Source organism: Sessilibacter sp. MAH3 (genome assembly GCF_054658275.1).
On sequence record NZ_BAAGIE010000049.1, the window covers coordinates 1 to 15,374 of the forward strand.

Below are 15,374 nucleotides of genomic sequence, written 5' to 3' on the forward strand. Positions count from 1 at the left end.
TGAAGAAATTGGAAATCGCATTTTCAATTTCTGTCCTCTGATTAAATCATGGATGAGTTAATCAGAGGTTCCTATAATAAAAAACAAGGTGTTCTAATAAAGAACGGCTGCGAATAACGTAAATAAGCGATATTAGATAGACATCGATCAAATAAATTAAGGTTTTTGTTTTCTTACCCCTTTTAAATACCTGGTGTACAAAAATAAAATACCCACGATGTTACGCCAAAGCCTAAAACTTCTAATTCTCTTAGGCTTATTCAACGCACAAATATATGCATTCGCTGCAATTTAAAAAATTCTTTTAGCACTTGGTTACCCAGTAAATTACTCAGTTATTGCTTAAAAATTCTTTTTTTCTTAGCCGTGACTTAATTCACACTAAAACTGGTAACCCTCTATTTATATTTTTAACGGTTATACAATAAAGTTTAGTTACTCGCTAAGCATTTTATACAAGCCCGAATTTTACCGGTAAAAAAACCTGGTTCCATATTTATCGGTAACCGTCATGCCTTACTCACAGCGGAATAAGGCAGACATGGCCAGCAAGGACAGGCCGACATTAAGCATTACATTCAATTACATAATTTTAAATTAACAGCTATATAGGAAGGGTATTATGGAAAAGGTCATCACCATTATTGGTGGCGGTGCGACGGCGCTTGCGTTTTTGGATCGTTTTATCACAGAATCAAAAGATGATATTAAAAATCTTGCGACTATTTATGTTCTAGAAAAACAAGAAATTTTTGGCCCTGGTGTCGCATACAACGAAGACAGCGCATCAAACATTTTAAACACCAAGGCAGGTTATATTTCCGCTTTTCCGTCAAAACCCGGTGACTTTTTCAATTGGCTGCACAGCAATCCAGATCTTTGGGAAGATAAATTCCCGAACTACATTGCAACTGAAGACAGTTACGCACCACGCCCATTATTTGGCATGTACCTACAAGCTTCTTTTGCACAAGTTGTTAAACAAGCAACCCAAAGAAACATAAAAATTGTACAATTAAATGCAGAAGCAGTAGATGTATCAATAGTTGGCAATTCTTACGTAACTAAGACTTCCTGTAATTTAAGCATCACCTCTGACATTGTTTTAATGGCTTGCGGTACCATTCCTAATGCTAAAATCGAATCTCCAGCGACGTTAGGTTCGGTCATTTCTAACCCTTACCCAGTTTGTAAATTAACAAAATATGTAAAAAGCGAACAGCCATTAGCAATTATTGGTGCTCGACTCAGCGCCATCGACGCGATCATTGCACTTGTAGAAGGTGGTCATAAAGGTGATATTCACGTTTATTCGCGCAGTGGATTCTTTCCGTCCATCCGCGGGACACAAGGCCGTTTTGCCAGTAAATATTTAACCCATGCCTACTTAGACGAGTATTTAGCCAAGAAACCAGTGATCTCGCTAAACGACATCGTGACTTTAGTTGCCAATGATTTGGAACACTACTTTGAGTGTAATCCTTCTCATATGCGTGAAAAAATCGCTATTCCACCACAAGCGCCGAACTCTATTGAAGAATATCTCGAAAATGAAATGAAAATGGCAAACCATCCTCGCGGTTGGCAGGCGGTATTGTACTCTACAAATGCAATTATCGAACGCTTGTGGATGGCATTAAAAGATGAAGACAAAGATACGTTCCTAAATGAATACTTTGCAACCTTTATGTCTTATCGTGTATCCATTCCAAGAGAAAACGGACAACGTATATTGAACTACATAAAGTCTGGTCAGGTTAAATTCTTTAGCGGAGACAGTCGCGTATCTAAAGAATACGGTTCTATGCCTGTGGTTACACAAACCGAAGGTGGTTTAGAAATTAATCGTGAATACGGCTACGTCATCTACGCAACCGGATCACCCAAAGATCCTATGAAGAGCGACTCTAAGTTAATTCGCAACATGATGTCTAAAGGCAGCATAACGCCACAACCTTACGGCGGTATCGAAATCGACACGACCACGTATCAAATTATTGATACTAAAGGTAACGTTCACGAAGATTTATTTGCATCCGGTGAATTAACCGTAGGTAATTTCTTCTTTACCAGCGCAATGGACATTATTACTAGACATGCGAATAAATGTGCAAAAGAAATTTTTGACAAGCATTTCAGTCTAGAAGCTCAACTGCGCGAACAAACACCTGCGCTTAACAAAGCAAAGGCTTAGTTGAATATTATTTAGTCTGCGAATAAAAATTCGTTATTTGCAGACGATGTTTAAGTTTTGTGAGAGAATTTTTATATAAACATCGACAAGATCAACAAAACCGAAACAATTCGTCGATTTAATATAAGCAAGCTTAAAAACTATAAAAACAAGTAAATAGACGACTCCTATTTAATCAATGTTGTTAAATAGGAGTTATTTTATATCCCATAGGAACTTCTAAATTAACTTATCCTTGACTTAACCAGAAAGCCAAGTTTGAAATTGGTAACGCATAGCTTTATTTCGGTTGGCTTTGAGTTATTTAGTATTTTTTATGCAAACTTAACTTCAAAAGCTGTTTCTGCGGTATCGGCATAGGTTACGAATACACACAACCTATAACCTTCTATAAATTTTTTAGACAGTTTAAATATTTTACTCCCAAAACGGGAGATTAACGAGCAGTTCCTTGATGAACCTTAGAGAACACATCAACCAAAATATTTGGTACGCCCGCTGGATTGGTTTTAGCGCAACATTTATTGGTATTGGCATCAGCAGAATGTCATTCACGCCACTGGCGGCAACCGCCGTTGAGTTAGATATTTTCCCGAAAGAAGCAACCACCGTTATTGGCGCTTTATTAATGCTCGGTTATGCCACCGGAGCAATCATTGCTGGCCCAATGATTAAACGAATAGGAATTTTACCTTCAATCAGAGTATGTTTTGTCATCGGTTTAATCTGTCAAATCGTTGAACTTATCGATCTTACAGTTTCTACATGGCAAGTGACGCGATTTATGTATAACGTTATTGGCGGGGCGTTAATGGTAACCGGGCCAGTGTTAGCGGTTAGCAAAGGCAGTGATCAGCAAAAATCCAAAACACCACTTTGGTCGTTTGTGGGAATTGGTATAGGCGCCATGGTTTCGGCAAGTTTTATGTTGTTGCCTTTAGATTTATTTCAGCAACAACAACTATTAACCATTGTGGTTTTTTTGGTCGTAGGCTTTAATTTATTTTTATTGTCGTATATTACTTATGAGCAAAACGTTAAAGCATCCAAAGCTCCTTTACCTAAGGCTGCTATTTGCGTAATTATTGGTTATGCCATGGCGGCGGCGTGTTTTGTTCCTGGCAGTGTGTATTTAAGTGATTACGCTGCAAACGAATTACTATGGGGAAGTAAAGAAGGCAGCACTTTATGGTTATTTTTTGGAATTGGGGGTTTATTATCCACCCCGTTACTCTCTAGAATTTACCCCAAGCATTTAAACGGATCGGCACTCACTGTTTTATTTACCGCAAAACTAACTGCCTTAGCAATTTTTGCGTTCTATCCAAATAAAATGGCTTTTTATATTGCCGCGCTAACCAGCGGATTTTGTTTACCTAATATTGTGTTACTAACTTCAAATTGGTTGAGAGAAAATTTGTCTCAAGAGCAGTTTTCATCTGCGTGGCAAGTTGCCACCATGTGCTTTTCTTCAGGCCAAGCGGTTAGTGCGTTAATTTTAGCGTTAATTTTTGATTCGTCTGAAATCTACCAAGTATTATTTGTTGTTGCTTTGATATTTGTTGCAGTTGGCCTATCTATGGTGAACATGCGCTTTTTGTTTCCTATAAACAATCATCAAAAGCAAGTGCCGCCGGATGGCGCAATGAAATCGGCATTAAATTAAATTGCTTATTTGAAAAGTAACCCTGTTGTTAAAGTTTATAAAACCATAAAAACGACAACCAAAAAACCGGCCATAAAAACGTAGTCATAAAAATGTAGCCATAAAAATATATTCGATGGTAAATATTCCGATTATTGGATTTTTAAAACATTAAAAAATCAAACAACGTAGATTTGATTTTATTCACAACAAAATTTTACAAGCAATAATATTGGCAACGCTTAAATACAAGTAATAACTATAGGAACCTCTGATTAACTCATCCTTGATTTAATCAGAGGACAGAAATTGAAAATGTGATTTCCAATTTCTTCACAATTTCAATCACTTACAGTTCTTGAAATTGGCGACACATCCTTGTGTCGCCAGAAACTCTAGGTTAATCAGAGTTTCCTATAAAAACTACAGGCTTCGATATTTAAAAAATAATCGCTACATTGATAAAGAATTGAGTTTCAGCCCCTAAAGCTGTAACGAAATAAAAGGGTGCAAAAGCACAAAAGGACCTTCCACTATAAACACAAAAAAATATTGAAACACAAGGAGCTATTCATGCTTAACAAAAAACTAATTAATGCAAGCAAATCAGTGTTAGCCTTAACTGTTGCCGCAGCAGTATCTTTCAGTGCAACTGCTGCAAATACACTACCTACCGATGAAGAACTAAGAGAAGTTGTGCGCTCTGTAGTGGGTGCCGAAATTAACGGTGGTGCCGGTCTGCACTTTTGGGCCATTATCGTAGACCGTGATAATCGCGTACGTAACGTTATTTTCACCGGTGACGACCGTCAATCACAACTACCTATTGGTCGTGTAGTTTCAACCGCTAAAGCTTCCACCGCCAACGCGTTGAGCTTGCCGAATTTCGTTGTGTCTACCCCACAACTTTCTGGTGCGACCCTAGCAAATGGTTTGTTCCAAAATCTACCTAATGCTTATCCTGTATCTAACGTAGCTTATGAAGGCCCTTCACGTTTGTTCGGTACTCGTAAAGATCCAATGCTTGGCCAAATTATCGGTGGTGCAACTGCTCTCGGCGGCGGTTTAGCATTATTTAATGATGCCGGTGAAGTTATTGGCGGTTTAGGTATTGGTGGTGAGGTTCACCCATGTGCCGACCACAATGCTGCGTGGATGGTTCGCGACATGTTAGGTTTAGATAACCTTGCTCCTGGCATTGGTTTCTCTGCAACTGGTGACGACAACATCGTTTACGATCTAGACGAAAATGGTATCAGTGCTAGCGGTTTCGGCACCATCGAGTGTTCACCACAAGCAACGGCTATTTCTGCGACCCTACCAACTCTTTACCCAATCGGTCCAAACTGATTTAACGGTAAAATTGAATACTTAATACAAATAACATAACGTAATTTGTATTATTAAAATCGGGTCTGAATCTTCGGATTCAGACCCGATTGCATTAATAATCTGTAGAATTTATTAATTAACTTATTCAATTAATTGCAGGCAAAACCTTTGCACCCCGCACACCTCCTGAGTCTCGTGATGACGTTTCATTTTATTTACACCCAAATCACCTCACCCCGCCAGATCGGTAATTAACAAACACCTAGCCAAAAGATATTATTTCATTAACGTTAACTCATGCAATTAGTGGGCAATCGCATTATTTTTTTGCTCGCTTATGATCAGAGATTCATTAATGACTATATCGACAGTTTTTCTTTCTCATGGCGGCGGTCCAATGCCGTTACTTAACGATCCAACTCATGTTGAGTTGATTGCTGCTTTAAAAAAGATTCCTCAAAAAATTAAAACACCTAAGTCAATTATTGTGGTTAGTGCGCATTGGGAAGAAGCCGGCTTTATTATTACCGGCGCCAAGCAACCGGAATTAATCTATGACTACTACGGTTTTCCGAGAGAATCTTATGCTATTAAATACCCAGCACCGGGTAATCCAGATCTTGCCGACCTTATTCATAAAACATTAACGGATGAAGGATTAACAGCAGCGGTTGATCCTTATCGCGGTTTTGATCACGGTGTTTTCGTACCATTAAAGTTAATGTATCCAGAGGCGAATATACCTTGCGTACAAGTTTCGTTGAATCGAAATTTAGACGCTAGGAGCCATATTCAACTTGGCAAGGCCTTAGCGAAATTAAACGTAGAAGACTGTTTAATTATTGGCTCTGGACTATCGTTCCATAATTTACGGGCGTTTTTCTCACCATCAACGGCGGAAATGGCTCGACTCAATCGCGAGTTTGAATCTTGGCTTAACAAAACCTGCTGCACTCGTGAATTATCCGAAAACGAACGAGAAAATATTCTAGTTCAGTGGCAACTTGCTCCGGGAGCACAATTTTGCCATCCAAGACCAGAGCACCTTATTCCTCTACACGTCTGTTATGGTGTTGCTCAGTCATCGGCAAAAGAAGTTTTACACAGTAAAATTATGGGCAAAGAATCCAGTTGTATTATTTGGTAGCCTAAAATTTTAATTATGATTTTAATCATCGATGTAGGCTGAATATTCACGTATCGCGAATACATCGATTCTTCTAGGTTGATAATAAAATTTTCACCCTAGAAGAAAACCAAACATGACACTGTTATATTCAATCAAAAATTAATTCAGCTAAGAATATTACATTGAGATCCAACCCGAGAAATTCTTACTTTCTTGAAAACAATCATTTAAAAAATGATATTTCAAAAGACTCTCGTAAAAACGCTCTTAAAAACTTTCTTGAAGTCTCTTCCTAAAAACTCTTTTAAAAATTCTGCAAAAAAACTACTTTATATTGACGATTCTTTAAAAAAATCTTATTGGCAATATACCTACCATCTGCAAGACGACAAAACCGAAGTTGATTCCACGCATTTTTACGGAATGCACTTGCGTCCACATTATACTTTTATATTTACTAATACTAGCGAGGCGATATTAGCAAGGCTAATATAAGTATTCGTTTATTAAAAATTATTACGGTGACATTAATAACCCAATTTCATCAAATGATTAACACAGTAGTACATATCGCTACATAAAAATTACAAGATACTCAACTTTCCGATCGGTCTGCCGCTGTATTAGTTATGGTTAGATTATGGAAAAAACAGCATTCGACTGCTAAAAATATAACTGTTTCGAACCAATCTCACATTAACCGGCGACTGACCTACCTTGAATGTAGTTAATTTCGAAAGTTAATTAAGATTAATGCTGTTAATTAGAAACCTAATTGCAATATTGTATAAACCGTCTCGTATCCATTAAAAAATAAAGAGCGCCTTAATGCGAAATTCAAAGCTCAAAATTGCCGCCGCGGCCACCCTAGTCAGTGGTCTTGTATCCGCAGGAAGTTTTTGGTTTTTAGGTTTATGGGGTTTTATCGTTGCTACTCTGGTTGCGCCTGCCTTTGTGGTTTTTTGTTTTCAAAAGAAAATAGAACCCCTAGAAACCGCTCTACAAACGTTAAACGACCAGCTAAATATGGCTCTCGATTTATCGGATATTAGCCATCTCGAATACAGCATCAGCAAAAATGCCAGCGCTAGCAGCCAGCGCGCCATCGGAATTTCCAACAGCTGTAATATCATCGCCATTGCCGCGGCTGAAGTTTCACATGCATCCGATGTATTGAAAGCGCGCATTGACGCGCAGGTGGAACAAACACGAGAAATTAACCGTAATTCTCAAGAAGTTACTCGCATCGTTGAAGATTCAACACAAAGTTTAAATGCGCTCGAAGAGACATCACAATTAACACATTCAGCCTGCCAAACCGGTCGAGAATCCATTCGCAACGCCAATCAGCAAATGACCGATACCGGATCACAGGTTCGCAAAACCGCTGATCTGATTAATCAACTCGAAAACCGCGCCTCCGAGATTTCGAATATCGCCAAAGTTATTAGTGAAATTGCCGATCAGACCAATTTATTAGCACTTAACGCCGCCATTGAAGCCGCCCGCGCCGGTGATATGGGTCGTGGATTTGCCGTGGTGGCCGAAGAAGTTCGCAACCTCGCCAATCGCACCGCAGATTCTACCAATCAAATTCGCGATATGGCCATGGAGATTAACAAAGACACCAAACTTACCAGCGATGCCATGCAGTCGGTCGTAACCAGCGTTGAGGCCGGCGTTGAAACCATTCAAATGGTCGATCGTCAACTGCAAGATATTTTGTCTTACGCAGAAGACGTGGATTCACGCATTGCAGTTACTGGCGAACAATCCCGCGAAAGTCGCGATTATCAAAACAAAATCATCAACTCCATCGCAATACTTTCTCAAGGTTTAGAACACACCGCAACCGATATTGACATGATGGCCAACCAGTCTTTACAACTGGCCGATAAATCAGAAGTGATCTACGAACTGCAAGGCTCTGCGGGTTTTACTGGAGAATGGAAGGATCTTTATAACAACATGTCTGCCGCGGTGTTAAAAATACAAGAAGTATTCGAGCAAGCCATTGATAAAGGCACCATCAGCATGAGCGATCTTTTTGATCGTAAATACGAAAAAATTCCAAATACTAACCCTGAAAAATACACCACTCGATTCGATAAATTTACCGACCAAGTATTACCTGCCATTCAAGAACCTATTTTAGAAAGATTACCCTTCGTAATTTACTGTGGCGCGGTCGATAACAACGGTTACTTCCCTACCCATAACAAAAAATTCTCCAAACCACTGACCGGAGACTACGACACCGACCTTGCCAACAATCGCACCAAACGTATCTTTACCGACCGCACAGGAAAACGGTGCGGCTCAAACACCAAACCCTTCTTGGTGCAAACTTACAAACGCGATACCGGTGAAGTAATGCACGACTTTAGTATTCCAATTTACGTAAAAGGTAAACACTGGGGCGGACTAAGGTCTGGGTTTAGGGCGAGTTAATAGTATTTAATTCTCGCTATTATTATAAACAGAGCTTTTTAAGCTCTGTTTTTTTATGGGTGTTTGAGGTAAAAATTCCACAAGATACAAACGCGGTTTTTTTTAGTGATTGCTTCTGGTAAGCTCCAAACAACGTAAGAACAATCATTAAAGGGCACACAATGTCATTTAGCTACGAAGATTTAACCTATATTCAATCTGCTCTGCACGCTTATTCGAGTGATCTAGAAAAAATTGATGAAGCCGAATGCGATGAAGATTATACCTTTGACGAGGTTTTAACAGATTTAAAACGTGTTAAGCAGTTGCGTATGCGCGTTGACGATTTGGTAGAAAATTTCAGTGAAGTGGCAATTTCTGTAAGCCCGCAAATTAAGTAATATTGATTGGCCTTTGTTGTGGTTAGTTTGTAAAAAATAGTTTTCACTCTGCAAATAAAGGCCTTTTGAAAATACAAACATCGCTTTTAGGCATTCTCCTCACCATATATATCTCATAAAAAAGTAATTACCAAAGACTTTATGTGATCTCAAAAGCTGAAAAATGCTAAAAGATATATATTTTACAAAATCATAATATTGTTTTACGCCACTCTAACCTACCGCTTATTAACCACAGCATTCATGTAATTTTATGGGTTTTATCGCATGACACAGTTACCACAAAACTCATAGCTGAGTGAATCAAATTCAATTGCGTAGGATTCCGCTGTTTATACCTTAGGAAACGCCGATTAACTGAACCATGGTTTAATCAGCGGCCAGACATAAAAAATGAGATGTTTGACTTATCCGCTATTTCCCACTCTTATAATTCTCTCTGCCAGTAATCTCTTTTAGCTAATTCATGGTTAAACAGTTTGTAAACGGCACCATGCTTACACATCTTTATAAACACTCTGTTTAGAATCCAGCGCTAACAGCTGTCATAACTAGCAATTGATTGGTATGTTTTAGTGGTATTAAGCGTCAGTTTTGTGATTTTTTTAACACAATTTTAGGGTGTGCGTTCATAAGCTCGCGATTAAGTAGCAGCACATTAGAAACCGATAGTGATAGACTTTAACGACTACCGTAAACATCGAGAGACGTGATATGTACAAGAAGTTAGCTTTGTCTGCAATTATCGCAATGACCGCCAATGTTGCTCTAGCCGGTGAGTTCACCTTAACCAGTAAAGACATCAAAGAAGGCGAAATGATGTCCAAAGCACAAGAGTTCCAGGGCTTTGGTTGTGAAGGTGGCAATGCTTCACCACAATTATCTTGGTCTGGCGCGCCTGAAGGCACCAAGAGCTTCGCGTTAACCGTTCACGACCGCGATGCACCCACAGGCAGCGGCTGGTGGCATTGGCAAGTCATTAATATTCCTGCTGATACTACCTCTCTAGCAACCAACGCAGGCGCGGCAGAAAACGGCAAGTTACCAGAAGGTAGCGCGCAAACGCGTAACGATTATGGCTACAAAGGTTTTGGCGGCTTGTGCCCACCCCCAGGTCACGGTGTGCACCACTACACCTTTACCATTCACGCGTTAAAAGTTGAGAAACTTGAAATTCCTGAAGACGCCAGTGCCGCATTAGCCGGTTATATGATTAACGGCAATAGCCTTGGCTCCGCTTCTATCGAAGCCTTATACGAGCGTTAATTTTTTACGCGCCTCAGATTAACGCACTTTTGAGTTGATCTGAGGCTATAAATTGTAAATAGCTAAATACTTAAGTAACCTCCGATTAAGTTACAACAAACGCCCACCACATAGATAACGCCAAAGAAAGCACAAATATCATAAAGAATAACGCACTTACCATTGAGAATTTAAGCGTTGTTATAAACCATCCCTGCTCGTAAACGTTCTTAAATGAAAGATAAATGTAGACAAACATCCAACAAGTTAAAACCAACAATATTTTATCAATCACAAAATTAAATACGGTTATGAGTTGATTAGTTGCGTTTAAATTACTAACTTCGGTAAACAACATATAAAATGTTAGCAAAATAAACACAAAACTCTGAACATAAGCCATAAATATTAGATGCTCTACGTACATCTTTTTTTGTCGAATATAAAAAACCTTTAAAATCAGCGCAAAAATCGGCAGGCAGATCAGCATTACCTTTGGTAATAAACTGAAAAAATACGAGAAAATAGCTTCACCATTCCACTGACTTTGATCTTTAAATTTTTGCTCTAATTGCTCGTCGCTGATTCCGGCTAAAAGTGCCGAGTAGTGCATAATCGTTTGCTCAAAGTTACTCGCCGTAGAAGTTTGATTGGCATCTAAACCATTAGCACTTGAACCACCAGTATTAGAACCACCGGCACTTGAACCATCGCCATTAAAATTAATGCTGAAAGAATTGTCTAATTCCTTTAGTTTTTGCAGTTCGGTTTTGTTTTCTTCTGTTATATATTGGGCAAGCTCTTTATCACCGGCACTTATTATTTTTTTAGAACTAGATTGACCTTCTAATAAAGTCGATGTGTTTTCCTCAGGCGTGATCACTTCTTTAGGAATTTCTTCTATCTCAATAAAGCCATCTTCATCGTTATTGTAATTAAAAAATAACGTCGCCAACAAAAAGAAAATTAAATTACAAAACAAATACAGCCGAAATGGCGATATGTATTTAACCCTGTGTCCTGCCAGATAGTCCTTAACGATTTTTCCGGGCTTGAGCATTAAAGGAACCAAGGTTTGATTCACCTTGGAGTCGTAACTGAAAATACTGGCGAGAAACGCCATAACAATATCGCCCAAATAGCGAAATCGGTACGCAGAATCCTGCCCACACTTATGACAATAACGCCCTTGCAGTGGCGATTCGCAGTTTTCACAGGTTTGTGTAATAGAATTATCGTTCATCACATTAATAGTGTTTGTTGTATACCGAAAATATTAACGATTAAACACGTGGAAAACTCAACTAAAACAAGAATAGTACGATAAATTAAACCGCTGTAAATTAAATATGCTCGCCTGCACACAAATATGCATAACTAAAAAACGTGAATTAAAATTCAAAATAGAGAGAAAATTGAGATTAACCCTAATCCCCAAAAAAAAGCGTTAATCAGAGCCTTCTCGAATCAGAATCATCTAGAACCATAGGCCAGTAGAACCAGCGTCGCCTAGACATAAAATACCTCTTTGAGTGATTTTAACCGAAGTTTCTACGTCCGTTAAATGGGGTAGATCTCTCAGTATTACTTCAAACCGTAAAACTAAGCGCTAGGTAGACCAATTTTCGATGATTTGATTTTTGTTATTCATTGCATAAACCCATTCTCTACCATTTTTACTTTTCGAAAAGAGTTTTAAATCAACCAATCCATTAAGCACAGATGATGCGGTGTTGTAAGAGCAACCTAAGTTCTGCTCAACTTCTCTAATGGAAAACTCTTTACCGGTTCTAGATTTAGCAACTTGAAAGACTATTTTCTGCTTGTCGGTTAATTGTTTATATAAGCCCGATTCAAACAACCATTCGTTGAATCGATTTATTTCAACGGCTGCATTTTTATAGGCATCTTTAAATTTTTTAATCGCTCTAATAATGATGCCACTTTGGTATTCAATAAAATAGGTCAAGTCCATTTGATCTGATTCTGTATAAAGATAACTCTTAGCATATTTCACGGGCGCATTTTTTAACAACGCGCTAATCGCTATGTATCTAAAAGAGGCAAAATCTTTTTTAAACATGTACCAATAAAACAAAGCTCTTGCAACCCTGCCGTTACCGTCTTGAAAGGGGTGTTCGTAACCAATGCCAAAATGAATGGTTATTGCCTTTATCAACGGGTGAATATACGAGCTATCTTCACTTTCTTCGTGATCTTCATTAACCCAGTGAACAAATTCTTCTAATCTATTTTTTAACGTGTTGTATGGCGGGGGCGTATGCACAATTTCACCATCAGAATTTACAACATGCACATTATCAGATTTTCTAAAATTCCCCGGAGAGTAAACATCGTCATCGATACCCTCGACACCTACTTTATGTATTTCTTGCAGCAGATCTAAACTTAAAGGAGCGTTGCGCTTTTCCCATGCAAAGATCATTAATTTGTAGTTACCAACAATCATTTTTTCATCTTTTGATCTTGGTGATTTATTGCGTTTTAATAATTCTTTTGCAACTCTAGTTGTGGTGGCAGCTCCTTCAAGTTGACTACTACTAATCGATTCATCTTCAATTAGATCATTCAGCAAATATCCTACTTGGTGTTTTTCCCCAATCTTGCTACTGATCCACTCTAACGACGCGCTGGTAGTATTCCTATCAACTTCAGAGATTGCTTTTTGTATAAGTGGTGTCAAAAGATAATGGCACGAATTTTTTGGCTCTCCAAATTCGATGATTTTAGTTTTTTGTCGATTTCTAGCTAACTTAACTAAAGACCAAACCAATTTGTGGTCGAGATCGCCATCAATCCTATGCCTTAACTCGTCATAAGGTAAATAACTCCCCCTTTTATCAATAGGGGTTAAAAATTCTAGATACTGCTCAAGCTTCTCTGGATACTTATTGGCTATCACCGCGAGAGGATTACGCTCTTCAACAGGAGGTTCTTTGATTCTCATATCTCAATTTCCACTATATTTGAGATAAAAATACCACAAAACAAACCTACTGTCTCAATTTCCGTCACTTTTGAGACAAAAAAAATCGGATATTTTTTGATCAAATGGAAATATGCCGACTTTCGGAAAACCCTCATATCTCACCGGATTCAATCAGAGATTCCGATATTTAAAACCATCGAAAGCTAATGACTAAACCGGCCATTTAATTAAAAAAAGAAACCCCAAAAACAACTCGTTTTTTTAACTTGTGAAGGAAAACCAGATTAGATTAGCAGTGGAAACCGCGCTGTATAATTCATAATATTGAGAAGCTAAACAACTACAACAATATAACGAGCTAGAGAAACACAAATGTCGCCGAAATCATCTAGCCATTAGCGAAATTTTAAAGTTGATGATTTATGAAACGCTAGATAATGGAAACAACTACAAGACGAGATAAGTCCATAATAGTTTTTCCAATAATTTCAACCATCTCGTTAAGCATTCAAGCCGCAAGAATTTAGAGGAATCGATGCACATAGAAAAATTAGAATTAAAAAACTTTAAGGCGTTCAGGAAGCTGGAATTTAAATGTAATGATACCTTCAATGTAATAGTCGGTGAAAATAACATTGGTAAAAGCACTATCTTTGAAGCGCTAAATCTCTGGAAATTTGCATACGATAGGCTAATTCAAGAGCGAGATAAAAGTAGATTCTATAAAGCTTCATCAAACTATTACCTGCCATTTTCAGAGCTAAATCAGATACGTTTGGTCGATGACAACGACTTACTGTATCGAGCTAGCACCCCAAGTGCTTTTATAACGATAACAATTAGAGATGGTGATGACCGATTTTCCTTGAAAATCCGATTCGAAAAGCCAACCATCAAGAATGCTTATATTAGAATTTTTAATTCTGATGATTCTGATCATTCTCTTTTTGCAGAGTTTGAGCGATTTGCGGACTTTGTTCGAGGAAAGGTTTGTTCACTAAAAAATGCGATTTTTATTTATCAAACCAGACCAATTTCTACCATAGGAAAAACAGAGCCATTCTATAACAATGGTCAGATTGAGAAAAAGATAGCTACTGGAAAGTCTCATGAAGTATTAAGAAATAAAGTTTTAAAAACCGAGAACTCTCAAGCTAGAGTACCCGAACGGTTCAAAAAATTGGAGAGTAGGTTAGAAAGAGTTTTAAAAAATAGCTATCAAATACGTTTCAAGAATAAAAATAGGACGGATGATGAATACGTTCGTATTACAGCAGAATGTAGAGACCACCATAAGGAACTTGAAATTTCTATGATGGGCAGCGGATTTCTCCAAATATTGGAGATTTTCTCTACCATTGAATATATTGAGGCACACACAGATGGAATTTGCTTAATCCTAATTGATGAGCCCGATTCACATATTCATTCCGACCTTCAGTCCTATTTAATTGATGAGTTAAAGAACCACGCTGATAGCCAAATACTACTTATTACCCATAATGACAGACTTGTTGATAAAGTAGATGAAGGTGAGCTTTTCTACTTGAATAAAGAAGTTAAGAATCTAGGTAAACTCGAACCTCTCATAATGGAGGACTTCTCAAAAGTGAAGTCAGGTTTAGCTAGTGTTCTTCATGCATTACACGAAGCTGATAACAGGCCAATTGTCCTAACAGAGGGAAAAACCGACAAAATACTTCTAGATACCGCTTGGGAAAAATTAAATCCTGGGCAGCCAACTCCATATCAAACTATCTCATCTGGATTACAAATTACAGAGGAGTCACGGACCGGATCAGCCGAGACTGTTAGGCGTTCTCTCGAGTATCTCTCTACCTTAACAGATAGAAAAATTATAGGACTGTTCGACAACGACAGAGAGGGAAACGAGCAATTTCGAGGGCTGAATAGTCAGATATTTGAACCTCATAATCTAAATGTTGATTGCAGGAAGCATTTAACCAAAGAAACGCGGTTTCAGATAATAAGTGCAATTGGTAGTTGAGAGGCCAGCTGGTAGAGTCAGCACCTCTCCCGACCAAGAG

General features: G+C 38.3%; 10 protein-coding genes. 8 read left to right on the forward strand and 2 right to left on the reverse strand.

Translation table 11 applies throughout. The features are described from left to right. Positions 1–622 precede the first annotated feature (622 nt). The 7 genes from ACYQ2C_RS17990 (at position 623) to ACYQ2C_RS18020 (ending at position 10,397) form a co-directional block, all read left to right on the forward strand. A complete protein-coding gene (locus ACYQ2C_RS17990; protein ID WP_460051169.1) occupies positions 623–2,194 on the forward strand; it encodes an FAD/NAD(P)-binding protein in 1,572 nt (523 codons plus the stop codon). A 454-nt stretch (positions 2,195–2,648) separates the two neighbouring features. Beyond that, complete coding sequence (locus tag ACYQ2C_RS17995) at positions 2,649–3,860, forward strand: MFS transporter (RefSeq protein ID WP_460104541.1); 1,212 nt, start codon at positions 2,649–2,651, stop codon at positions 3,858–3,860. 552 nt (positions 3,861–4,412) lie between these two features. Beyond that, on the forward strand, positions 4,413–5,189 hold the full coding sequence (locus tag ACYQ2C_RS18000) for a hypothetical protein (protein ID WP_460051165.1): 777 nt from the start codon (positions 4,413–4,415) through the stop codon (positions 5,187–5,189). 337 nt (positions 5,190–5,526) lie between these two features. Beyond that, the gene (locus ACYQ2C_RS18005) at positions 5,527–6,318 is read left to right on the forward strand and encodes a DODA-type extradiol aromatic ring-opening family dioxygenase (RefSeq protein WP_460104542.1); all 792 of its coding nucleotides are present in this window, start codon (positions 5,527–5,529) and stop codon (positions 6,316–6,318) included. Between the two features lie 810 nt (positions 6,319–7,128). Next, positions 7,129–8,751 carry a methyl-accepting chemotaxis protein gene (locus tag ACYQ2C_RS18010; RefSeq protein ID WP_460051161.1) on the forward strand — a complete coding sequence of 541 codons (1,623 nt, stop codon included), beginning with the start codon at positions 7,129–7,131 and terminating at the stop codon, positions 8,749–8,751. A 161-nt stretch (positions 8,752–8,912) separates the two neighbouring features. Beyond that, positions 8,913–9,131, forward strand: a complete 219-nt coding sequence (locus ACYQ2C_RS18015; RefSeq protein WP_460051159.1) for a hypothetical protein — start codon at positions 8,913–8,915, stop codon at positions 9,129–9,131. A 714-nt stretch (positions 9,132–9,845) separates the two neighbouring features. After that, entirely contained in the window at positions 9,846–10,397 is a 552-nt protein-coding gene (locus ACYQ2C_RS18020) for a YbhB/YbcL family Raf kinase inhibitor-like protein (protein ID WP_460051158.1), read from the forward strand. An 85-nt stretch (positions 10,398–10,482) separates the two neighbouring features. Here ACYQ2C_RS18020 and ACYQ2C_RS18025 read toward each other — a convergent pair whose 3' ends face one another. Together ACYQ2C_RS18025 and ACYQ2C_RS18030 are read right to left on the reverse strand one after the other, a co-directional pair. Continuing rightward, the gene (locus ACYQ2C_RS18025; RefSeq protein WP_460104547.1) at positions 10,483–11,619 is read right to left on the reverse strand and encodes a DUF3667 domain-containing protein; all 1,137 of its coding nucleotides are present in this window, start codon (positions 11,617–11,619) and stop codon (positions 10,483–10,485) included. Between the two features lie 366 nt (positions 11,620–11,985). Then, entirely contained in the window at positions 11,986–13,344 is a 1,359-nt protein-coding gene (locus ACYQ2C_RS18030; RefSeq protein WP_460104548.1) for a Fic family protein, read from the reverse strand. 517 nt (positions 13,345–13,861) lie between these two features. On the opposite strand from ACYQ2C_RS18030, the gene ACYQ2C_RS18035 reads away from it, so the two are divergent. After that, the gene (locus ACYQ2C_RS18035) at positions 13,862–15,334 is read left to right on the forward strand and encodes an ATP-dependent nuclease (protein ID WP_460104549.1); all 1,473 of its coding nucleotides are present in this window, start codon (positions 13,862–13,864) and stop codon (positions 15,332–15,334) included. The last annotated feature ends 40 nt before the right edge of the window (positions 15,335–15,374 follow it).